Raw genomic sequence first — 23,668 nt, forward strand, 5'->3', positions numbered from 1 at the left:
CTGTTTGCAATCGTCAAAAATCTATAGATAATTATAAGAACACAAACCGTCTGTATAAAAATACAAGGATGTCAAATATTTAAGGAGAAACAAAATGACAGACGCTCAAATCTTTCAGATTCTGGGAATCGCCTACCTGATAATCGGCATCGGCATACTTAGCAACCCCGATTTTTACAGAAAAATGATAAGAGACTTTACGGAAAATCCGCCGGCTATTTACCTGGGCGGTCTTATCGCCCTGGTCATAGGATGCTTTCTGGTAGTATTGCATAATAACTGGACCAAAGACTGGTCAGTTATTATTACTATTTTCGGATGGGCCGCCCTTATAAAAGGACTGTTTCTGATTATACTGCCACAGGTATCTGTCAGGTTCAGCAATGCTTTTAAAGAGATGAAGAATTTCCTGAGAATCTGGGGAATCATCGCGGCAATACTCGGCGCCCTGCTCTGCTGGCTCGGTTTTTATGCTATGTAAATAAAAAGACTTTTGCCTTTTTGCCCTTGTATTCTTATCATACTGCTATGGCGGAAAAAGGATTAGTCCAGATTTATACAGGCCCCGGCAAAGGTAAAACTACTGCCGCTCTCGGTCTTGCCCTGCGTGCATCAGGCTGGGGCAAAAGTGTCGTCATTTATCAGTTCCTCAAACCCGGCGACCTGAAACTCGGTGAACGAAGAGCCATTGCAAAGGTAAACCTGCCGATAAAAATTGTACCTGTCAATATCGAATGGAATATGAAAAAATCCCTCGGTGATAAGAAGGTAATCGAAAAGACCTTAAAGAGGATTAACCAGATTTGCGATAAAATCGCAGACGATGCGAAAAAGAAAAAATACGACGTTATAATCCTCGACGAAATAGTATTTTGCCTGTCGAAAAAACTGGTCGGCCTGGAATTGATAAAAAATATAATTAAATCAAAACAAAAATCCGTCGAGATTATCCTTACCGGTCGCGGCGCAACAAGGGAATTAATAAAACTCGCAGACCTTGTAACGGAAATGAAAGAAATAAAGCATCCATTTACTAAAAACGTTAAAGCCCGAAAAGGAATAGAGTTTTAAAATAATCGCTGATTACACTGATTAAAGGATTTTTTATTTAATACTTCAGTGAAATCTGCGTATCTGCGATTAAAAATAGGAATGAGAAAATGAACATTGCGGTAATAATTTGTGCGGCGGGAAGCAGCAAAAGATTCGTTAAAGACCAGAAACATAATCTTGAAAAAGCAAAGAAAAAACAATTTTCTGATGTCGCCGGCAGGCCTGCGTTTTTGCGAAGCGTAGAATTTTTCGCCGGCAGAGATAACGTAAAGCAGATGATACTTACCATTCCCGCTGAAGACGAAGAAATGTTTAAAATTACACACGGCGCAAACTTAAGTTTTCACGGCGTAAAATTATGCATCGGCGGAGATGAAAGATTCGAAACTGTCGCAAAAGCTCTTGTCCTTGTCAAAGACGATATTGACATCGTGGCGGTTCACGATGCTGTCCGGTGCTGCCTGACGGAAAAATGGCTGGATGACGTCTTTAAACTCGCTGAAAAAACCGGCGCTGCGATGCTTGCCTGCCCTGTCGTAGCGACGCTGAAAAAAGTCGAAAACGGTCAAATTATCGAAACTGTTGACCGAACAGGTCTTTACGAAGCCCAGACGCCGCAGGTATTTAAGAAAGATTTGCTCAAAAAGGCATACGAAAATTTGGGTAAATTGGATAAATCTAAAATCAGCGACGATTCACAGCTTGTCGAAGCTTTGGGACAGAAAGTATCGATAGTTGAAACCGATTCGTCGAATATCAAGATAACTACAAAGGCTGATATTGTGATTGCTGAAGCGATAATAAAATCCAGACCAAAACCGAAACCTCAGGGTCCTGCCGGAGCGTATTATGAAGCGGAATGGTAGGCTAATTGAATCTGCTTGACAAGCACTTAGAAGTTGATAATGTTATAACATACTAAGGAACTTGAAGTTGGAAAGGATTTGACTATGAAAAAGACTTTATTTACGACAGCTTTTATTGTTTTCACGTTTGCAGTCGTCGCTTTCGGTGCGAAAGATAAGCGATTTATGGTGGATAAACCCGGCCCGGATGTCTTCGAACAGATAACTCCTTCGGCTGCCACTGAAATTGCTCTGGCTGAGGAACTCGCGCAGAAACGCCTTGCGTATCACAAGCAGCTTGAAAAAATTAAATCCTTCTACGAACAGAGCGGCAATCAGCTCAAGCTCGAATGGGTAACAAGAGAGCTCGGCTCGCTGGACGCTATACCGCGATATCGCTATCTCCTTCAGGCCGAAGTGGCAGGCGACAAACTCCAGGCCAAAGATTCCATTCCAAAGGCCGACTTGCTCTACAAAGACGCTTTAAATATTTATAACCACACAGACCTTATTTTCCCTATTCCGATGCTTGTCAAACACGAAGATATAGCTCTTCATCATCCTACGATGTATGTCAGCAAAAAGAAACTGCAACGTGCTCTTAACAAGTGCAATGACCTGATAAGAGATTATCCGACCAGCGACAAAATTGACGATGCCGCCTATCTGGCCGGGGAAATTCATGAATACTTCGGTGATTATTCTATCGCTGTTCTTTATTACAAAAGAGCCTTCCAGTGGGATTCGCTCACACCGTATCCGGCACGCTACAAAGCAGCGAGTCTCCTGGACTATAAGCTTTCCGAAAGGGATCAGGCCCTGCCGCTTTACAGAGAGTCACTTAAAAAGGAAGCACTGTATCACAACGCCAGCGATGCAATATCGCAGAGAATTAATGAACTGGCAGGCGACCCGAATTCTGTACCAATTAAATAGACTGCTTCCGTTTTAGCGATATATACAACAGGCCTGTAACTGTACTACAGGCCTTTTTTTTGAATGATATGCAGAACGTCGAAAAAAAAACAGATGGCTTTATTAAGCAGAATAATCTTTTGCCGAGCGGCGCAAAGGTTCTTTTGGCGATTTCAGGCGGCGCCGATTCCGTCGCGCTCCTGAAAATATTTTTAAGTCTGAAACTTTCCGGAAAAATAAATAATGATTTCCATATTGCGCACATAAACCATCTGCTACGGGCGGAAAAGAGCCTTGAAGATGAAAAATTCGTAAAGGCCATGGCCCAAAAACACAAACTGCCGATAACCATCGAAAGAGTGGATGTAAAAAAATACGCAAAGGAAAACAAACTCTCGATTGAAACCGCCGCACGCAGCCTCAGGCTTGCCGCATTACGGCGAATCGCAGACAAATACAATTGCGGATATATCGCAACGGCCCATCATAAAAACGACAACGCGGAAACGGTAATTCACCGTATGCTTCGGGGCACAGGTTTTAAAGGCCTTGCAGGAATCAGACCGGCGACGGTTATAAACGGCAAAACTTTTATAAGGCCCCTCTTATGCCTTACGCGTCAGGAAATAGAAGAATATCTCAAAAATCAAAATGTTCCATGGCGGACAGACCATACAAATCTCGATTGCCGTTTTACCCGCAACCGGATAAGGCATAAAATTCTTCCGTATCTTGAAAAAAATGCGCCGAATCTGCCTGAACTGATTTTTTCGCTGTCGCAGCATTGCGCAACTCTTGCAAAAAATATAGAAAAAGATACCGACTCTGCCGCACAAATTTGCATTATTGCCAAAGATAGTTCACAGATAGTTGTCAGCTTAAAAGATTTTATCGGTTTGTACGAACCTGTTAAGGTCGAAATGATTCAATATGCCCTGCGGGAGCTTGGCTGCGGTCTGCAGAAATTCACTTCTGAAAGCTATAAAAAAATTACAGACTTTGTGAAATCAGCGCAGTCGGGCAAAACTTTAACCGTGCCGGAGAAAATAAAAATAACGAAAGGGTATGATAAGTTTTTCATTACCGCCCCATCCAAAACATCCGGCGATATGCCGCGGGAAATTATCTTATCTGTGCCCGGCAAAAATCTTTTTGGAAATCAGTTGATTGAGACTGAAATTCTGTCGGCGAGTAATCTCGACATTAAAAATATAAAAAACAAGAAAAACAATCTTGTCGAATGGTTTGACCTCGAACAAATCAGGATGCCTTTAGTTGCCCGGTCCCGGCGGCAAGGCGACAAATTCATACCTTTTGGACAGGAAAAATTTAAAAAAATCGGCAAATTTCTTACCGCTGAAAAAATCGATGTCAACAGGAGAAAAAGCGTTTTTTTGATTGAGGACAGGGAAAAAATCCTCTGGCTTGTGCCGATTCGCAGGAGCAGAGAAGCGGCAATAACAGCCCAAAAGCGGCCTGTTATGCAAATTAAAATAAGTATAACGCCTTTTAAGCCTTGACTTTATGCTAATCTGTTGGTAAAATTTCTGTTGGAGAGTACGAATATAATTTGTATTTCGGAAGGAAGGAAGAAGTATATCTATGGGGTTCTTGCCCGGAGCAGGCAATCTCAAAGGATTATTTTTCGGGCTTATAGTATGCCTGTTGTGTTCAGCTGTTTTCGGACTTATTGAACCAAATCAGGTTCTCGTATTAGTAAATCAGAACAGCCCTACGAGTATTTATATTGCAAAATTGTACCGGCAATACTATCCCGAGATAACCAATTCACAGATACTTTATCTGTCGAATAATCCAACCCGGCCGGACTTATCTCTGCCGGACTGCAGCGGAACAAACAGCACTCCAGATGATGAAATAATAACACGAGAGGAATACGAAATACTTATTGCCAACCCCGTCAGAAAATACCTTATTGAAAATAATATGGTCAACTCCATATATGTAATTATAACCACTGCCGGTCTGTCCTATAGAATAGAAGACACAACTTACAGTACGATAATAACACCGGCCGGCGGAGTCGCCTATGCCTCAAGTCTTGAAGCTTCCATAGATGCAGCTTCCGTAGAAGCAGAATTGGCGATTCTGTTCCAGAACGACCCCAATAACCCGGCAACAGTCGGTTATTTTGATAGAGTGGTCAACACTTACCAGGGATATCGCAATAGCGGAATTGAACTTTTTAATCACGATATATTAAATAACCTTAACAATCTGGACTGGCATCGCCCAAGAAAATTATTCTCAAGCCATTATCCTCCCTGGATGGAAGGTGACCTTGCAAGGTCGGAAGGTGTGCAGGGACGGAGTTTCTCGGCCGGTGATATGTATCTTACCTGCAGACTCGACGGGCCCAAAAAACAAGGCCAAAGCGCTGTTTTTGCGGTACATGATATGCTCGAAAGGTCACGAAGGGCTTCAAGCCCTGATTATGGAATTAATCCCAGTCAGGCAGTTGTCGTTCTTGACGATGCCCCCCTTGCGGTAAACCATAACTACAACCGTATATATAATGTGAATAGAGATGTCGATTATATAATATGGACAGAAGGAACTCAGCAGCCGCCGAATACTTATTATGCGGAGTATCGAGACGATTATGAGAGCGGATTTTATCAGATGAGCGGCGAGAATATTATGTATGATATTCTTAACGTCGGGACAATGGAACCGGCCGACTATCTGAAAATACTCTGTGACGAAAGGGTAGGTATCCGTACAACTCAAAACGACCTCGGGGCAGGAGAATTGGCAATAGCTGTAGCCTGTTACGGTATAAATGGTGACGAAGCCAGCAATAAATATTATATACTTTCTGCAGGACCTCAGGGCGGAGCTCTATTTAAATTGGCATACGGGGCCGTATTCTGTTCAATAGAAAGCTTCAATGCAGTTACAATGTTTTCCGATGCCTCAAGTGCACAGGCCAAGATAATAGACTTTTTAACAATAGGCGGTTGCGGTGCAATCGGTCATGCGTTCGAGCCCCTCTCCGATGCGACAATCGACACTGAGTTTATGTTTTATAATCTGCTGGCTGACAGCGATGATAATGGTTATGCGGATATGACCTTTATTGAAGCTGCATTTACAGGAATTCCTTATGTAAGCTGGAGCGAAGTTGTTATTGGGGACCCATTAATGAGGATAGCCTACGGCCCCGGCGGCCAGGCACAATCTTTAATATCTGCAGATCTTGATGGCGATGGAATACCTGCTACGCTAAGCGATTTCGCTCTCTGGTCTGATTCTTATCTATACTCTATAAATGATGAGGGCCAATCCTATAACGACCTGGCTGATTTGGATAAAAATGGAGTTGTAAATTTAAAAGATTTTGCTTATTTTGCAGGGCAATTTGAATAACTTGTTTAAAAATATATACTTAAATCGAATAATAAATAAAAAAAAATAGTTTTTTTTCTTGACTTTTTGAGATTATAACTTAAAATTATCTGTAATTATAGGACTCTGCCATTGGTATTGTAGGCGGGGTTTCGTTTCGGAGAAAATGGAAGTCGACCGGATTTTGGGTCTAAAGGAGGAAGAAGATGAGAAGTTATGGATGGTCTATCTTTGTAGTTGGAGTACTCGTTTCAGTTCTGTTTACAGTCCCCGTTAAATCAGCTCAAATCGAAGCCATGCAGTATTTTCTTACTACCGGAGACTTTTTCTTCGGTGGAGAATACGGCGGTACGATGTACGATAGAGAGTTCTTTATCGAACAAACTACTTCTGAGTCAACTTCTACAACGGGCTGGTTAAGACTCGACGATACAAGCGGAACACAATATGAAATCAAAGGCGGTTCGATATACCTATCGCCAAGCGAATTACTTTCAGATTTAAGTTACGCCAATCCAATCCCGTTTTTCAATCCTTATATAGCTCTTGGGCATTTTGCTTCAGGGGCAACTTTAACAATAGAAGGTACTCTTACCGTTCAGGGATCAACTGTCCCCATTTACACTGGTACACTTCTTGAGGCCACAGTAAATGTTAATTTCTATGGAGAAGAACAATCCATGGAATCTAACTATATTTTCTTTCAGCTGCATTTTGATACAACCGGCGGCGAGCTCTCAACTGGAACTAATGTCGGGTTTACCATCACGGACAAGTTTTATATCGATGTGGAATTAAGAAACTGCTCTCCGGCCCCTGTAACAAACTTTCAAAATGATATGGGCTATGCAGCTCCAAGCTGGTTATTAATTAATCCGATAATTCCCACACCAGAACCTGCCACTTTACTTATCTTTGGGTTAGGCGCTATAGCTTTGGTTAGAAGAAAAAAATAAGAATGGAGTCGATATTTTGACGTTCTATACGGAGAAAAAAATAAAAAATAAAAAATAAGGAGTAAGGGAAAATGTTTAAGAAAGTTCTACTGTTGAGTGTATGCATAATGTTTGTTGTAGCTGGTTTTGCTTCTGCTGCTATGGAAAAAATTGAAGTTGTACTTCAATTTGGAACAGCAAATTACTTTGATGCCAGTGAAGAAACACAAAGTATCCAAAGCACAAATGGCGCCTGGACTTATATGGATAATGGTCAGGCTCAGCAATTCAGCACGACAAATACCGGCGCAATAATTACAGGGGCGGCAGATAATTCCAGCGGAGGCATGGCGAGTGCAAACTTCAGCGGCGGAACATGGCTCGTGCAACTGTATAATGGCGCTCTTTTAGAAGAAAACCTTGTTTTCAGACTCGGCGGTACCATAGACTGGTACGTTGAAACTGAAAGCGACCTGTTTGCCAACAAAGTCGATGGTTCAGGAAAACTTACTATCAATAATTCTTTAACTATCATCGATGAAGATTTCTGGGGTACAGGAGTTACCTGGGCATCTACCAATGGCAAAAGCGCTCTCGAAACTTCAATGTCAGGCGCACAAAAGGTCGGCGGCGGCTCACTTGAAAACTATTTAACCGACTGGTATTCAGGTAACGGCACAATGGTTATATGGGCCGATTCAAGCAAGGCTGTTCCTGAGCCGGCAACAATGGCATTGTTAGCACTCGGCGGTTTGCTTTTAAGAAAACGCAGGTAATTTAAAAAGACGCAGTGCAGCGCATTCTCAGCGCTGATATAATATAGATAGCCCGAATCAGAGGCGACCCCTCTGGTTCGGGCGTGCGTTTTTACAGGCAAATCTGCTTTAAGATTTCACACCGGAATAAAGAGTAACAACACCGAAAGTCATTGGAATCTCCCGGACATCTGCGAAACCTGCTTTTTGCATTTGCCGGCAGAAATCTTCGCCTGACGGAAAAGTTTGTATCGTTTTGCTTAAATAACGATAAGCGTTAAAATCGCCGGTGATAATTTTGCCCAAAACAGGAATAATAAACCTCAAATAAACCAAATAGAACATCTTTATAACGCGATTTGATGGTATCGAAAATTCGAGTATCAGTAATTTGCCGGCAGGCTTTAGAACCCTGTGCATTTGTTTTAAACCTTCTGCTGAATCGGTAAAATTTCTTACGCCAAAAGCACAAGTTACCGCACCAAATTGTGAATCTGTAAATGGAAGGTCGACAGCATCGGCCTGTTTCAAAGTGATTTTGCCGGCTAAATTTCGGCGGGCAGTTTTTCTGGCTGCAATTGTCAGCATTTTCCCCGATGTATCAATGCCGACGGCAGAGGAAATATCGCAGCCGAGGTCGAACAGGGATAACAGTAAATCGCCTGTGCCGGTTGCCGCGTCCAGAATATTAAGTCCTTTGCCGCCTCTGAGAGATTTCGCCAATCTGCGGCGCCAGAATGTATCCATACCAAACGATGAAATCCTGTTGAAAATATCGTAGCGACAGGCGATTCGGTCAAATAATTTATGAATATCGGTACGCGACGGCTCTGAGAACATACAATTACTTTTTATGCATTAAATTCAGCTCTAATTCTATAGCTAACGGAAATAATACATTATTCTCAAGATGAATATGTTCACTGAGATGGCTTTCAATATCTTTCAGGCCGTCATAAAGCGATTTTAGGACATCGCCGGAGCCGGTGGGAAGTTTATAGTCGCCTGTTATAGTGTGAAGTTTCTTAAACATAACGCTTTCAGTCTGGTCGTGTTCATATTCCATTCGGCTGATTGGATTTTTTATACTGCCGGTGTGGATTTGCGGCTTGGGGCCTCGATTTTTGTCAAAATCGTCCATCTGACGAATATAAGGGATAAGTATTTGTTCTTCGCTGTCAAAATGTTTCCCCAATTTAGTCCTGAAGTCCGGGAAAAAATCCTGCAAAGAACTGATTATAGCGAAATTCTCATCTTTGTGCAGCCCGGCCGCCTGCTCAAGTAACGTCTGCAATTTCAGCAATTTTTCTTTCATCAGGGAATGATGCTGCTGAATATATTCGGCTAATTCTACCAAAGACGTTTTTGACCAGTTTTTACGATACATACAAACTTCCCGTAAAACTTTATTTTTAATCTGTCTTTATTATATCATCAGACGGCAGGTTCTGTACGATTTTTTCGCCCGGCTTTAGAACCAGGAACTCTTTATCGTTCCAGTCGCCGTTAACAAGCCTCTGCATCAGACCTGAATCGCCTTTTATTTCATCGTAGTTCCAGCCGAGAAACTCGGCGCAGCGTCTTGTATATTCTTTATACTCGTCCGACTCGCCAAGACCCCAGTCCACATACGTAGCCCAATTGTATTCTCTCATCCATTTCTCTTCGATTTCCATTAAATACTTAGCGTTATCCTCGCCGTATTTTTCCTTATACTCCTTAAGCGTTCCTTCGTAACGTTCTTTTCCGGGCTGCCAGCTCGACTCTATCCAGCCGGGGCTATACCAATAAACGCCGCGATGAGCATCGAAGTATTCCTGATATTTATCCTTTGAACCCAAAAGCAGAGTAACGCAGTCGTGTCCTCTGGGTACAACAAGCGGTATCTTCGCAGACAGGCCCACAATTCCATTACTGCAGAGGCCATACCCCAAAAGCGAGGCGTCATAAGGCTGGCCCTGAATGTCGCAGGTACAATCGAGCGCTTTCTGAACTTCGCTCCGAAGTTTATCAGGTGTGTCGTGCAAACCCTGCGGCATCAAAACTATATCGATAATATTCTTTGAGCGGGCGGCGCAGAAATATGCTTCTCTTTGTATAACTTTACAGACTATAAATTGTAGCTTCATTACTTTGACTTTAACTCGATTGTATCGGTGATGCGTTTACCGTCAGCGGTGAAACAGACTGCCTGCAGAATATAAGTTTTATCGCCGGTGAGGTTAATATCGAGACTCAGCTCAAACTTATAGCAATGCAGAAAGTCCTGCCAGAAACTCTGATTCTTTGCCGCATCGGTCAATTCAATGTCCGGCCAGAGATAAAGACGCGTACCCATCGGGTCGGACGAACGCGGGGTATACTCATATAATTCAAACCGCCAAACCCCTGCCGCCTTCATTCTTGAATCGAATTGGTCGAACACGTCAATATAGGCCAAAATCTGCCAGGAAGTAGTAAATTCCGTGAGCTGATTAAACTTAATCTTTTCAGAAGTGAAAAGGCAGGTCTTCTCGAATGTTTTGGAGTATAAATCCGACGACTGGGTTTGCTGGACCTGTTCACAGCCAAACAGAGAGAACATAAGAATCGCAGCGAAAAAGGAAATTATAAATCGCATCATAAATCCTCATTAAGTATATGGCCAAAGCGGTGTTTTTTGGTCTTCAGATAATTTCTATTATGCGGGCCGGGTTCAGCCATTAACGGCACCTGCTCGACAACCTTGATTCCATAAACTTCAAGGCGGGAAATCTTCTTTGGATTATTCGTCAGGATTTTTACCTGCTTCAGGCCTAAGTCTCTTATTATCTGGGCGCCAATTCCGTAATCCCGCCGGTCGGCACGAAAGCCGAGCTTAAGATTGGCATCGACGGTATCAAGGCCTTCTTCCTGCAGTTTATATGCGTGAAGTTTATTTGCAAGTCCAATGCCCCTGCCTTCCTGCCGGAGGTAAATTACGGCGCCAACACCGGCTTTTTCAATCATCTGCATCGCGGTAATAAGCTGATAGCCGCACTCGCATCTTTGCGAATGGAACAAATCGCCGGTGAGGCACTCCGAATGTACCCTTACAAGCACAGGTTCTTTGGTAATGACAGGATTTCCATTTTCATCGAGCTTGCCTACATCGCCTTTGCACAGGGCCAGATGCGGTTCAACTTCTGTTATGCACTTATATGCGATGAGCTGAAACTCGCCATAGTCGGTCGGCAGAAAAACCGATTGTATCCTTTTTACCTGGCTTTCACGCTGAAGGCGGTATTCAATCAATTTTGCTATGGTTGTGATTTTTAGATTATGTTTTTTACAGAAATCCAGAAGCTGCGGGACGCGAGCCATCGTGCCGTCTTCGTTCATAATTTCACAGATAACGCCTGCCGGCTTCATACCGGCAAGACTCATCAGGTCAACCGCTCCTTCGGTCTGGCCTGCGCGGATAAGCACTCCGCCTGTTTTGGCACGCAGCGGAAAAATATGTCCCGGCCGGACAAGGTCTGCCGAATGGACTTTATCCGCTATCGTAACTTTTATTGTATGAGCCCGATCCGCAGCACTGATACCCGTGGTAATTCCATCCCTGGCATCTATACTTACGGTAAAGGCAGTGCCGAGGCGGGCGGTATTTTCGGCTGCCTGAGAATGAAGATTGAGCGAATCGCATTTTTCGCTGGTCAAAGGCAAACATATCAAGCCCCTGCCGTGCGTCGCCATGAAATTTATAATCTCAGGCGTCACAATCTCCGCTGCGCAGACGAGGTCACCTTCATTCTCCCTGTCTTCATCGTCGACAAGGACAATCATTTTACCTTTTTTCAGGTCTTCTAATATTTCCGGAATATTACTGAATTCTGCCATATAACTTTCTATTGTTTATTATTCTCAAACTGTTCAATATACCTTGTTCCGGCATGAATGTAAATAAGCGTTGCGATTATCGCAGTTCCTGCCGCCGACCACCATAAAAATCTTAAAAACCAAATCCAGCCCGTTAAGGCCTTTGAAACTTCCGGTGCAATCAGAATCGCCGCGACCATAGTAAGCTGCAGTACCGTGGCGACCCTTCCTATGTACGCGGGAAATATTTTCACCTGGAAAGTAAGAAAATAAAGTATCAAAAAGCCCAGCAGAAGAAATAAATCCTTGCCGATAATCAGAACTGCAACAGTAGGCGGAAGCTGAAAATCATCTATTTTAGTTGCATTAATCGACAGAAGCACGCAGGCGCAGGCCATAAGAATCTTGTCTGCCATCGGGTCGAGAAACGAACCGAGACGCGTTACCTGCTTTTTCTTTCTTGCAATATAGCCGTCGTAAGCGTCGCTCAATGCCATAATCATAAAAAGCAGCAGCGATACATACCGCATAGTTGTGCCTGTTCCGGGATGATTGACTTTGAGCATACAGATAACAAAAGGGATAATCAGCAATATTCGAAATATCGTTACCCTGTTGGCGTGGTTCAGCGTCATACGGTTGCGCCTCCGTCGATATTAATTATTTGCCCCGTGATATAATCGTTTTCGATTAAAAACTTTACCGCTTGTATGATTTCCTGTGGCGAGCCGGTACGTCCTGCCAGAATGCGGGCGAGTATTTTTTTCTTCAATTTCGCGGAAGTGCCTTTCTGCCAGTTTATAATGCCCGGCGAAACGGCATTTACCGTAAAATCGGGTGCAAGCTCTTTGGCGAGCGATTTTGTCGCGGCAACCAGGGCCGCCTTCGAAGCGGAATAAATGCTAAAACCGGCAGGCGGCCTTTGGACAATAACATCAGTAATGTTTATTATCTTGCCGACGAGTTTCCCCCTGCTTTTTATTTTCTTCCCACTACGGACGATTTCGACAAATTTCTGAGACATTATCATCGAAGCGGTAAAATTAATATCGAATGTTTGCCTGATATATTTACTTGAGATATCTTTTATAGTTTTTTTTTCAAAAACCGCGGCGGCATTGATTAATATCTGCGGGGTTGAGAATTTTTTGAGATGAGCAAAAACTTTTATGATATTTTTCGGCTTTGTGAGGTCTGCCTGAATAAAAATGCTATTTGTCACTGCGAGCCCCTTTGGGGCGAAGCAGTCTCGTTTTTTAAGCGATAATTGAGATTGCTTCATCGTCTCGATTTCATCGGGACTCCTCGCAATGACATTTCCAGTGATACTTTTAATCTTTCGCTCAAGTTTTTTTGCCTGTGCGGAGTTTTTATGATAAATGCAGACGCAGTTTGCTCCGGCCTCGGCAAGGGCCAGAACCATCGCCTCGGCAAGCTTGCCGGTAGCACCTGTGATTATCGCAGTTTTGCCTTTAATATTCATAATTTTCCTGTCATTTCGAGCGAAGGCCCCTTAGAGGCCGAAGTCGAGAAATCTGTTTAAAAGAGATTTCTCCACTTCATTCGTCCCGACATCGGGACTCATTCCGGTCGAAATGACCAACAATCATTTTAACCGCAATTTGCGACTATTAAAAGGGGTTTTTCGCTTGCCGGGCAAATACCATTGGGTATAATCCGAAATATGACACATTTAAGCGTAAATCTGAATAAAATCGCCCTTGTTCGCAACTCACGAGCGCTTGGCATACCGAGCGTTACGAAGGCGGCAAAGACCTGCATCGCGGCCGGTGCCTATGGAATAACAGTCCATCCGCGGCCGGACGAGAGGCATATAAGATACTCCGATGTTTGTGAATTGAAACCAATCGTAAGCAAGGTTGAATTCAATATCGAAGGTAATCCACTCGAAGGCAGATATATGGAAATAATGGCTCTAATCAAGCCGACGCAGGCGACACTTGTGCCGGATGTAATCGGCGCGGTAACGAGCGACCACGGCTGGGACTTGAATGAAGAAAATATAAAGAAACTATCGCCTGTTATAAATAAGCTTAGCGAACTTGGCATCAGGATAAGTCTTTTCGTTGACCCTGTGATTGAAATGGTAGAAAAGGCAAAGCAAATCGGGGCCGACAGAATTGAGCTTTATACCGAGCCGTTTGCCAGTGCCTTTGCGGAGAAAAAAAATCTCAGGGAACTTACCGCAAAATACGCGGCAGCGGCTAAAAAGGCTGCTGAAATAGGACTCGGCATAAATGCCGGTCACGATTTGAATCTTGATAATCTGGCGTTTTTCTGCGAAAATGTAAAGCCGGTGATGGAAGTCTCGATAGGACACGCTCTTATATCGGATGCGATTGATATGGGACTGGCTAATGCCGTCAAGGAGTACTGCAGAATACTTGAGAAAAGTGGATAGTAAATTTAAGATGATGTTATGGGTATAGGTATCGGTAAGGTCGCGTTATCGTTATTCGTTGTTGTGTTTCGTTAACACCAGCACCACAACGAAACCGAAACACAAGACGTTACCATTACCCATACCGACACCTACAAATTTATTTTAAAAATGTTCAATATAAATAGTGTTAATTTACGGTTAAGAAGAATGGGAGATAAGAATGTTTAGTGGAGCAATGGTAGCTTTAATAACGCCGTTCGACGGCGGCCAGGTCGATTTCAATACTCTTGACGAACTTGTCCAGTTCCAGCTCAAAAGCGGTATAGACGGTATAGTGCCCTGCGGCACAACAGGCGAATCGCCGACGCTGAGTCATACAGAACACAAACAGGTTATCGAACGCGTTGTGAAAACTGTCGGCGGAAAAGTACCCGTAATCGCGGGCACAGGCTCAAATAGTACGGCTGAGGCGATTGAGCTTACGGCATTTGCGAAAAAAGTCGGAGCCGATGCATCGCTGCAGGTAACGCCCTACTATAACAAACCGACGCAGGAAGGTTTCTTCCAGCACTTTTCGGCGATAGCCGAAGAGGTCGATTTGCCTGTGGTTCTCTATAATATACCCGGCAGATGCGGAGCGGGAATGACGCCTGAGACGATTGCCAGGCTGGCAAAAATCGAAAATATCGTCGCAGTAAAAGAAGCAACGGGACAGTTGGACTTTTCGAGCCAGATAGCGAACCTTTGTGATATTACAATTCTGTCCGGCGACGATTCGCTGACGCTGCCGATATGTTCGGTCGGCGGAAAAGGCGTAATCAGCGTTGTTGCCAATGTCGTGCCCGGCGATGTGAAAGCTATGACGGATTTGATACTCGAAGGCGATTTCGTATCTGCAAGAAAATGGCACAATAAATTATTCAAACTTTCCAAAACGATGTTAAGTCTTGCGACAAATCCTATACCGGTAAAAGCCGCGATGGCGATGCTCGGCATGGCTTCGGAAGAGATGCGTCTGCCTATGACGCCGCTGGATGACTCGCAGAAAGAAACGCTGCGTAAACTGCTTAAAGATTACGGCCTGAACGCCTAAAATAAATTTCACTATAAAAATACTCAAAGGAAACAGTTTAAAGGAGAGTCTGATGAAACGAATCCTGTTTTCCATAGTGTGTATTTCTATTGTTTCCGCTGCCTTTGCCGAACCAAATGTACCGGATATGAACACTCAATTAATCCAGGCTGCAAAAAAAGGCGACCTTGCGGCCGTACAAAATCTGCTGGATAGCGGTGCCGATGTAAACGCCAAAAGAAACATCGATGGTGTTACAGCCCTTATATGGGCGGCATTGAACGGGCGTACGGAAGTCGTTAAACTTCTTTTGGAAAAAGGCGCTGATGTTAATGCCGTATCCGACAGCGGCCTGACCGCCCTGGATGCGGCAAAAACTCAGGGCCATACTGACATTGTGCAAATACTAAAAAGACCAAACATGGCTATTCCTGTCACAAAAAATGTATCGGACTCGAACACTGAAAATTCTGCTCTGTACAAAGCGACCTATGAAGGCAATCTTGAAGAGGTTAAATCGCTTATTTCCAATGGCGCCGATGTCAATGCCAGATGGCCGAAGCGATTTGATTCTTCGCCGCTGCACTTTACTGTCAGTAAAGGGCATGAAAATATGCGCACATTGTTCGAAATTTCCGGGTTCAAGGCCGATGAGATAAAAGATAGAACAAAAGATGTAAACTATCCCAGATTATATGCGGATATAGTCTCTTTGCTGATTGCCAACGGCGCAGATATCAATGCGAAAGATTCTTTCGGCTGGATGCCTCTGCATACCGCAGCCCAATTCGGCTATTCAGATATGGTAAAACTGCTTGTTGCCAAAGGTGCAAAAATCGATGTTTTTACAGCTTCAGCGATTGGAGATATCAATGCCGTAAAAAGTTTCATAAATAAAGACCCAAACGAAATTAATTTCACAATAAATGGCTATACTCCGCTACATGCAGCCGCACAATGCGGTCGAATGGAAGTAGTACAATATTTAATTGAGAAAGGAGCTGATATCAATGCCGGGTATCCCCAAAAACCTACGCCATTATTTAGCGCAACGACTAAAGGTAATGTTGCTATTTTAGAATTACTTGCCAGCAAAGGAGCCAAATTAGACAGTGAAGAATTTCTCCCGTTGTTTGGCGCAATATGGGCACAAAATAAAGAAGCAATTGATTTTCTCATATCTAAAGGTGCAGATGTCAATGCCAAAGACAGCCGTGGAGCTACCGCCCTGATTATGGCAGCAGATATGGGCTACTATGATATTTGCGAATGTCTAATTGCTAAGGGCGCTGATGTAAATGCAGAAGATAAAAATGGCGGAAATGTTGTAACATCTGCATATATGAAAGAACATTTGGATGTAGTCAAACTGCTGTTTGAAAAAGGAGCAGATGTCAATGAAAAATACAAAGACGGACAGACTGCGTTAATGGTAGCTTCTGAAGACGGGCACCCCGATATAGTAAAATTACTTATAGAAAAAGGCACTGATATTAATACTAAAAACAACAATGGCAAAACAGCGTTAGATATAGCAAAAGAGAAAAACCATACCGACATCGTGCAAATACTTGAAAAAGCTTTAGAGGTTGATAAATTCCCGCTTTGTAATGCTGCTAATAGAGGTAATATAGAAAAAGTCAAAGAACTTATCGCAAAAGGATATAATGTTAACGAACGAGATGACGCCAACTGGACGCCTCTTCACAGGGCTATTCAATCAGGCAATAAAGAAATAGCAGCGATTCTTATAGCTAACGGCGCAGATGTAAATGCAGAAAATAACATCGGCGGTATTCCCATAATGCTGGCTGTCATACGAGATTATAACGACATATTTGAGATGCTCCTCGCAAAGGGGGCACAAAGAACGATTTATGTCGCAGCCGCACAGGGAGATATTGAGGAAGTTCGGGCATTGTTGAAAAAAGACCCAAACCTGATTAATACGCCGGCTAAGAATGATGGCTGGAGTGCACTGCACTGGGCGGCATATATGGGACATTGGGATATGATTAAGTTTCTTATTGAAAATGAAGCAGATACAAATATCCGCGCCATTAGAGAAAACAGCGGCGGCGAGGCTACTCCTTTATTCTGGGCTGTGCGTAAAGGCCGTTTGGATGCCGCAAAATTTCTCATTGACAAGGGCGCCGATGTTAAAATTAAAATAAAAGGTGGTTCAACAATCCTGCACTGCCCTGGGACCTTTGAAACTGCCAAATTGCTCGTTGACAATGGTGCTGACGTTAATGCGAAGGATGATCACGGAATGACGCCGCTGCACAGCATCGCTGACAGAGGCGGCCTTTATGTAGTGCAGAATGTTCTTTTCTGGAACAATGGCGGTAACGCAAATACATGGAAAACGGATTATGATAAATACCGTGATGCCGCGGAGAAGGTTACTGCCCAAATAGCAGCGATGTTAATAGCCAAAGGCGCTGATGTAAATGCAAAAGATGAAAAAGGCAATACGCCGCTTTCTAATGCCAAAGCGACAAATAATAAAGCCTTAATTGAATTGCTTGAAAAATATAATACGACCGCTGCAAGCGGAGAGCTATCGGCAGAACAAACATTGGATTCATCCCTAAATATAGATTGCGGTATCTTATATTGTGCTCGCGATGAAAAAAATAATGTTTCGGATATTTTCATAGCTGACCCCAAACTGCACACAAAAATAAATCTGACTCGCGGCCGGCTTAAAACCGAAGGATGGAGTCAGCCATGGGAACCTGTAGGTTCTCCTGATGGACAAACTGTTGTGCTTCGCCAATTTAAGCGTCTTGATAATGGGAAAAAAATTGAAAACAGGATTTGGCTGCTCGATATGAAAGACCAGAGCCTGCAACAGGTGCCCGGCAATTTCGGTCGTGCAGGCGGGTTTGCATGGTCGCCGGACAGTTCTTCGTTTGCTTTTTACAATGAAAACGAAATCACCGTCTGCGACAAAAAAACACTCAACCTTAAAACCGTGGCGACTGAAGGCGATACGTTCTGTTGGTCGCCGGATGGTCAATGGCTGGCTTTCACGAAAAAAAATGAGAATACTTATGCGCTGCAACTGACATCACAGAAAAATAATGAAAAAAAACAGGTAACTACCGGCCTTGATACAGATAATATCTGTTGGTGCCCGGATTCCCAAAAGCTTGCTATTATAAAAAATAGTCAACTTTCCATAGTATTATTGAATGGTGAGATTCAAAAGCAGTATGGCCAGGCCAGCAATATCTATAGCTGGTCACATAATGGAGCATACATTGCTTATGGAACAAAAATATCTGAAAAACAAAGAAGCTTACGGATACTGTCATTGGCGGATGAACAAAAAATGCAAATCGACTTTCCCGGCGATAATTCAAACGGTATCTGGTCGCCTGAAAGCGATTTGCTCGCGTTCTGGAACATGATGGGAAGCGATACAACTTTGATGATCGTCGGACCTGATGGCAAAAATACTCAAAAAGTAGATTCACCGCATTTGTCAGGTTTTATGCCGCCTTCGTGGCTTCCTGTTCGGCAAACTAAACAGGGATATCAGGACGAAAACAAAATAAAGATCCCTGCCGTGAACGAACCCGGTTCACCCAACAGCATAACATTCAAGTCCGTCGAACCGGCTCCTAACGCCTTCGATGCGTGGTGCCTTGAAGGAATGATACCTATCGGAGACGCCAACGCAGTGTTTTGGTATGTTGTTATCCAGCCGGATGGTCAGGAGTGCGAAAGACGAGATTTCCCCAAATCGGCCGTGAACAGGTATTATAAATCGTACTTCAAGCCCGGCTCTTCAAAATGTACCCCTCGCGTTTTTTACAATAAGTCTATAAAAGTTTGTGTTCGAGCTGACAAAGACAGCGTTGTTTTCGAACAATCAGATATTGATTTTTTTAAATTCCAATTTTTCAAAAAAAATGCCGCTGGCCAGATAGACTGGAATCCATTTAAAACAATCAACGCAGTCCTTGAGCCATAAAACGGAGATATTATTTCGCCTTTTCCTGTTCGTAGTTTACCGCTCGAATAGGATAAGGAATTATTATTCCTTCTTTGGCATATCTCTCATGCAGTCTCTTCACGAATTCGTGCTTAATTATATACTGGTTCACAAACTCGCTGGTCCTGAGGATTACTGTAAAGTTTACACTGAAATCGGCGAATGTATGATACCTGATAAACGGCTGGAAATCCGGAACCCCTCCGGCGACTTCCTTCATTACTTCTTTGCCGACTTCGCAGGTAACGGCCTCGACTTTCTTTAAATCGCTGTCATAATGCACGCCAACATTTACCAATACCGCCATTTCCTTGTCCGGCATACAATAGTTTGTAGCGATGGCCTTGGTCAATCTCTCGTTTGGAATCAGAATCACGTTGTTGGGCAGCGTTCTTATCTTGGTCGCACGCCACGTAATATCGATGACATATCCTTCTTCACCTGTATCCAGCTTGACGTAGTCGCCGACTCTGATTTGCCTGCTCATAGTAATATAAAAACCTGCAAAGACGTTCCCGAGCGTATCCTGAAGGGCTAAAGCTACTGCTAAGCCGCCTACGCCCAAAGTGGCGAGAATCGGCGTTATGGAATAACCAAGTGTATCTATGATAATCAGAATTCCAACCGCGAAAATCGCAACGCGGGCGATGTTTTCGGTCAGTGAGGTCATAGGCATAACCGATTCGAACTTATTCGAATACGCCTTTATCACTGCCGTTGATAAGCTAATCGTTACCAGGATTACAGAAAAAATACCCAGCGACAGAAGAATCTTGCCGGCAATATGAACCACATTCTCCGGCAGATGCGAAAATTCCATCGCAATATAAATACCCAGCATTAGAAACCATATTATGAACGGACCTTTTACAGAGGAAATTACCGCGCCGTTGATTTTCAGTTTGGATTTCATCGACCATCGCACAAACCGTGAGAACAGGACCCCTCGGATGAGATATCCGATTATAAGAGTTACAAGCACAATTGCCGCGGGTATCGCTATTTCGAAAAGAAATTGTCTCAGATGGTTATCTGCCTTTAAAAACGTATCACTAAACATGGTAATTCCTTATTACAAGTTTTCTGCTGTTTTTCTGCTTTAGGACGATTTTGCTTCCGAATAAATTTTCAGCAGGTCATTTATCATTGAACTTACGGAATTATTACTGCGCAGATAATTCTGGGCGGCAGAGGCTGTCGATTGGGCCAAAGCCCTGTCGTCGAGAAGTTTGCCAAGCGATGAATAAATACTTAACTCATCGCTGCCGTCAAATAAAACAGCGGCAGAACTATCCTGCAGAAACTCCTCAACATTATTTTTGTCGGCAGCTATCGCAAGTCCCGCACCGGCGGCTTCAATCACCGCAGGGTCGAATTCGCTCAAACGGCAGGAATGAATGAATATATCACAACCGCGAAAAACGGCACGTAAAGGCCTGATTAACGGCGTAATGCTGACCGTCTGAACAAGACCTGTCGATTTTACAAAAGCACGAATTCGGCCTTCGGCCCGCCCCTGCCCCATAAAAATCACAACAAACTCGTAGCCGTCGACTGACAAGTGCCTGATTGCACCGAGCAGCGGTTCGTAATCACTGAATTTATCGAAGGGGCCGAGAACTATCATGCTCGGCAATCTTTCAGGTTTTGAGAAACAGACGCATCTCTCATCGGCGAATGTACCGATATTCACCTGTGATATTTTTTCTCGCGGAAGACCACTTTGTTCCAACCGTCCGGCAACACGGCCTGACGGAACAATAATCCGCTCAAAACCTTTTTTTATAATCATTTTCGCAGGAAAACCTATATGGCAGGAATTTATGGTAATTACAGCCGGTATATCAAAATGTTCGGCAAGCCATTTGGCAAGCAATACCTTCGACGTGCCGTAACAGTGAATTATGTCAGGCTTGATTTTTTCAATACGCTCAATCAGTCTCCTGCGGTTCTGCATAAAAAACAATGGAAATCTCAGCGCCGGATGCTCGACTACCCCGACACCGGGAAAAAGAAAAGATTCAATATCACTGGCAGGCGGAACAACTATCGCGGAAATTATGCCCTGAGCTTCAAAACCAAAAAGCAAATGCCGAACTGACGAACAATACTGTCTGATAGTATTGATATCGGAAATTATCAACGGACGAATAGTTCCGGCTTCGCTTTGGCTTTCTGTTATTGTTTCGTTTTGCAGCATAAATCAGCTTATCATCTTTTCAAGTTTTTCGTATTCGCCGCTTTTCATATGGTAACTGTGTGAATCGTCGGGGAAAACGCCCTGCTTAATCTGCCTGTCATACAGAGCAATCGCTTCGATAGTTGCTTTGCCGATATCCGCAAAACTTTTTGAAAACTTCGGCATCGTCCCGTCTTTAAGATTCAAAATATCCGGCAGAACCAGAACCTGTCCGTCGCAGTCCGGCCCTGAACCGCAGCTTATCACCGGAATCGGCAGTTTCTCTGTAATTATTTTCGCCGCCTCTCTGGCGGTACCTTCCAGCAAAAGCATTAAAGCTCCTGTTTGATACATCTGCTCGGCAAGTGCGATAATTCCCGCAGCCACCTCGGCTGTCGTACCCTCCGCCTTATAACTGCCCGTCTGCGGCCTTATGCCGAGATGAGGCATAACAGCAATACCGGCATCGACGACGGCCTTAATCGTATCGAGATGAGCCTGGACTATCTCGATTTTTACGATATCGGCGCCGCATTCCTGAACAAATCTCTTGGCATTTTTTACCGTTTCAGCAGTGCCTGTTTTACAGCCCTCGAAAGGCATATCCGCTACCAGCAGCAAATCCGGTGCGGCACGTCTGATTCCGGCGGTTATAGCCGCCATAAAATCCATCGTTACCGGCAAAGTGCTGTCAAAACCGAGTATAAATTGCGATGCTGAATCACCTGCCAGCAGAACATCTACGCCTGCAGCGGCGACAAGCTTTGCGCTGGTATAGTCATAACAGCTTACCGCGGAAAACTTCAGCCCTTGCGCTTTGGCCTTACATAATGTCGAAATGGTTATCTTCATATATACACTTTTACATAATAGGTTTAGATAACTTAAGGATATGTAAGAAAAAGGCTGTTGGCAAGCAGATTTTATAGGTCCATACACGCATTCAGCAAACTATCCGGATAAAAAAGTGAATTATGCCAAAAAATTACAAAAATTACTTGATTTAACCAAGCAGATAGTCATAATTCCCTAAATAATTTTGGGATATCAAACCGAACCTTAATGTTCGGCATACATGAGCTTTTCATCACCCTCCTCCGAAGCCAGGCTCTTTTTATTGGGGTCTGGCTTTCTTGATAAAATCAATTGACAAAATAGACAATACGGGAGACTTGGACGAAATCCTATTTGAGAGATTTAATCGGCACAATGCGGCACATTGACTTTGTTAAGTCTTTAATATATAATATATTTATATGAAAAAAGTAATAAAAGTCATAATTTTTATGTTTTTGATTTGTGGTTTTCTTTTCGGAAATACCTCATCCGTACCACAATATTCTAACCATTCAAATCCATCTTATATATATACGCCGCAATCTGATGGGACTCTACCTGTAATACTGACATCAAAGAATCGACACGATAACCATTTCGACAGATACCGCCTCGCCGACATTTCGACCGTTAATTTTATCGGCAAAGTATCTCTTAAATTGCTGTGGTATTCTGATAATGATAGCGGCTGCAATAATCAGTGCCGGAAAAGTCTCTTTTACCAAGACTGTCTGCTTCAAATTTAATCACTCCATTTTTTCTAAAACACAGTTATATGCTAAAATCGTCCCTTAGGGCAATACTCTGCTCCGGGCGGCGAATTATTAAAATGCGTCTGACTAAAATAGAAATATGGAGTGAAATATATGAAAAACTCATTTGAATATATCGAAAAATTAATTAATGAAAATAATGTCGAAAAAGCACTCGATATACTTAACCACAATCCCGACAGGTCTATATGGTTTCAAAATGCCCGTGCGGTTTGTCTGATGCGATTGAATTCTCCCGGAAATGCCGTAAAAACTCTTACGTCCATCGTATATCCCAACAGTTTCGTGATGATAAATCCCGATGCGCCGGACAAAATCAAACTAAACATGGCCGAAGCAATGCTGCTGACAGGGAATGTGGCTGGAGCCGTTAAATTAATAGAAAACAGTCCACAGGATTGTCCATTGCGAAATAAACTCGAAACAGCCATTAAAAAATGGAAGCTGTCATTGCCTTTCTGGTCTCGTTTAGCGATTACATTATTTGGGACATTACCCTACGATAGACCTATTGCTGTTGAACGTCCCTATGGAGTCATTTAAGGCTATATAGCAATACAATCATTCTTAACAATTAAGGGCAGCTCTAATAATTGCTTTTGAGCAGAAGAGCATAGGTTCTCTGTTTGAAGCCTGGATTTCTCGATAAAATAAATTGACAAAATATACAATACAGGAGACTGGGGCG

Annotated in this window: 23 protein-coding genes; 12 read left to right on the forward strand and 11 right to left on the reverse strand. The window is 43.3% G+C overall.

The features are described 5' to 3' along the window. Positions 1-94 precede the first annotated feature (94 nt). The 8 genes from WC496_03455 (at position 95) to WC496_03490 (ending at position 7,893) form a co-directional block, all read left to right on the forward strand. Complete coding sequence (locus WC496_03455; GenBank protein ID MFA5292070.1) at positions 95-481, forward strand: hypothetical protein; 387 nt, start codon at positions 95-97, stop codon at positions 479-481. Between the two features lie 47 nt (positions 482-528). After that, on the forward strand, positions 529-1,071 hold the full coding sequence (locus tag WC496_03460) for a cob(I)yrinic acid a,c-diamide adenosyltransferase (protein ID MFA5292071.1): 543 nt from the start codon (positions 529-531) through the stop codon (positions 1,069-1,071). An 89-nt stretch (positions 1,072-1,160) separates the two neighbouring features. Next, positions 1,161-1,919: a 2-C-methyl-D-erythritol 4-phosphate cytidylyltransferase gene (ispD, locus tag WC496_03465; GenBank protein MFA5292072.1), complete on the forward strand. Its 759-nt coding sequence runs from the start codon at positions 1,161-1,163 to the stop codon at positions 1,917-1,919. A gap of 84 nt (positions 1,920-2,003) precedes the next feature. After that, positions 2,004-2,834, forward strand: coding sequence for a hypothetical protein (locus WC496_03470; protein ID MFA5292073.1), 831 nt, complete (start codon positions 2,004-2,006; stop codon positions 2,832-2,834). A gap of 68 nt (positions 2,835-2,902) precedes the next feature. After that, positions 2,903-4,333, forward strand: a complete 1,431-nt coding sequence (gene tilS / locus WC496_03475; GenBank protein ID MFA5292074.1) for a tRNA lysidine(34) synthetase TilS — start codon at positions 2,903-2,905, stop codon at positions 4,331-4,333. A gap of 82 nt (positions 4,334-4,415) precedes the next feature. Continuing rightward, a complete protein-coding gene (locus WC496_03480) occupies positions 4,416-6,203 on the forward strand; it encodes a hypothetical protein (GenBank protein ID MFA5292075.1) in 1,788 nt (595 codons plus the stop codon). A gap of 185 nt (positions 6,204-6,388) precedes the next feature. Continuing rightward, positions 6,389-7,138, forward strand: a complete 750-nt coding sequence (locus WC496_03485) for a PEP-CTERM sorting domain-containing protein (protein ID MFA5292076.1) — start codon at positions 6,389-6,391, stop codon at positions 7,136-7,138. A gap of 71 nt (positions 7,139-7,209) precedes the next feature. Next, positions 7,210-7,893, forward strand: coding sequence for a PEP-CTERM sorting domain-containing protein (locus WC496_03490; protein MFA5292077.1), 684 nt, complete (start codon positions 7,210-7,212; stop codon positions 7,891-7,893). Between the two features lie 108 nt (positions 7,894-8,001). On the opposite strand, the gene ubiE is transcribed toward WC496_03490, so the two are convergent. The 7 genes from ubiE to WC496_03525 are packed head-to-tail and all read right to left on the reverse strand — an operon-like array spanning position 8,002 to position 13,192. Beyond that, entirely contained in the window at positions 8,002-8,712 is a 711-nt protein-coding gene (ubiE, locus tag WC496_03495) for a bifunctional demethylmenaquinone methyltransferase/2-methoxy-6-polyprenyl-1,4-benzoquinol methylase UbiE (GenBank protein MFA5292078.1), read from the reverse strand. A 4-nt stretch (positions 8,713-8,716) separates the two neighbouring features. Beyond that, a complete protein-coding gene (locus WC496_03500) occupies positions 8,717-9,259 on the reverse strand; it encodes a hemerythrin domain-containing protein (protein ID MFA5292079.1) in 543 nt (180 codons plus the stop codon). A 25-nt stretch (positions 9,260-9,284) separates the two neighbouring features. Beyond that, the gene (locus WC496_03505) at positions 9,285-10,001 is read right to left on the reverse strand and encodes a DUF1638 domain-containing protein (GenBank protein ID MFA5292080.1); all 717 of its coding nucleotides are present in this window, start codon (positions 9,999-10,001) and stop codon (positions 9,285-9,287) included. Continuing rightward, complete coding sequence (locus tag WC496_03510) at positions 10,001-10,495, reverse strand: hypothetical protein (GenBank protein ID MFA5292081.1); 495 nt, start codon at positions 10,493-10,495, stop codon at positions 10,001-10,003. Before WC496_03510 ends, WC496_03505 begins: the two co-directional genes overlap by 1 nt. Beyond that, complete coding sequence (locus tag WC496_03515; protein MFA5292082.1) at positions 10,492-11,730, reverse strand: bifunctional 3,4-dihydroxy-2-butanone-4-phosphate synthase/GTP cyclohydrolase II; 1,239 nt, start codon at positions 11,728-11,730, stop codon at positions 10,492-10,494. Before WC496_03515 ends, WC496_03510 begins: the two co-directional genes overlap by 4 nt. A gap of 8 nt (positions 11,731-11,738) precedes the next feature. Beyond that, positions 11,739-12,344: a CDP-alcohol phosphatidyltransferase family protein gene (locus WC496_03520; protein ID MFA5292083.1), complete on the reverse strand. Its 606-nt coding sequence runs from the start codon at positions 12,342-12,344 to the stop codon at positions 11,739-11,741. After that, on the reverse strand, positions 12,341-13,192 hold the full coding sequence (locus WC496_03525) for an SDR family oxidoreductase (GenBank protein ID MFA5292084.1): 852 nt from the start codon (positions 13,190-13,192) through the stop codon (positions 12,341-12,343). Before WC496_03525 ends, WC496_03520 begins: the two co-directional genes overlap by 4 nt. A 201-nt stretch (positions 13,193-13,393) precedes the next feature. Between WC496_03525 and WC496_03530 the strand changes: the two genes are divergently transcribed. From WC496_03530 to WC496_03540, 3 genes are all read left to right on the forward strand, one after another. Continuing rightward, positions 13,394-14,131 (forward strand): pyridoxine 5'-phosphate synthase, encoded by a 738-nt coding sequence (locus tag WC496_03530; protein MFA5292085.1) that lies wholly within the window; start codon positions 13,394-13,396, stop codon positions 14,129-14,131. Positions 14,132-14,333: 202 nt separating this feature from the next. Then, positions 14,334-15,206, forward strand: coding sequence for a 4-hydroxy-tetrahydrodipicolinate synthase (dapA, locus tag WC496_03535; protein MFA5292086.1), 873 nt, complete (start codon positions 14,334-14,336; stop codon positions 15,204-15,206). 52 nt (positions 15,207-15,258) lie between these two features. Then, positions 15,259-19,170: an ankyrin repeat domain-containing protein gene (locus WC496_03540; protein ID MFA5292087.1), complete on the forward strand. Its 3,912-nt coding sequence runs from the start codon at positions 15,259-15,261 to the stop codon at positions 19,168-19,170. A gap of 10 nt (positions 19,171-19,180) precedes the next feature. Here the strand turns inward: WC496_03540 and WC496_03545 are convergent, their stop codons facing one another. The 4 genes from WC496_03545 to WC496_03560 all read right to left on the reverse strand — a co-directional run bounded on the left by WC496_03545 (position 19,181) and on the right by WC496_03560 (position 22,947). After that, positions 19,181-20,251 (reverse strand): mechanosensitive ion channel family protein, encoded by a 1,071-nt coding sequence (locus WC496_03545; protein ID MFA5292088.1) that lies wholly within the window; start codon positions 20,249-20,251, stop codon positions 19,181-19,183. A 39-nt stretch (positions 20,252-20,290) separates the two neighbouring features. Next, positions 20,291-21,391, reverse strand: a complete 1,101-nt coding sequence (locus tag WC496_03550) for a glycosyltransferase (protein MFA5292089.1) — start codon at positions 21,389-21,391, stop codon at positions 20,291-20,293. A gap of 3 nt (positions 21,392-21,394) precedes the next feature. Next, complete coding sequence (gene panB / locus WC496_03555) at positions 21,395-22,222, reverse strand: 3-methyl-2-oxobutanoate hydroxymethyltransferase (protein MFA5292090.1); 828 nt, start codon at positions 22,220-22,222, stop codon at positions 21,395-21,397. Between the two features lie 557 nt (positions 22,223-22,779). Continuing rightward, the gene (locus tag WC496_03560) at positions 22,780-22,947 is read right to left on the reverse strand and encodes a hypothetical protein (protein ID MFA5292091.1); all 168 of its coding nucleotides are present in this window, start codon (positions 22,945-22,947) and stop codon (positions 22,780-22,782) included. 126 nt (positions 22,948-23,073) lie between these two features. Between WC496_03560 and WC496_03565 the strand changes: the two genes are divergently transcribed. Further along, positions 23,074-23,523, forward strand: a complete 450-nt coding sequence (locus tag WC496_03565) for a hypothetical protein (protein MFA5292092.1) — start codon at positions 23,074-23,076, stop codon at positions 23,521-23,523. Positions 23,524-23,668 lie beyond the last annotated feature (145 nt).

It is taken from the genome of Phycisphaerae bacterium (assembly GCA_041652575.1).
GTDB lineage: Bacteria > Planctomycetota > Phycisphaerae > Sedimentisphaerales > UBA12454 > UBA12454.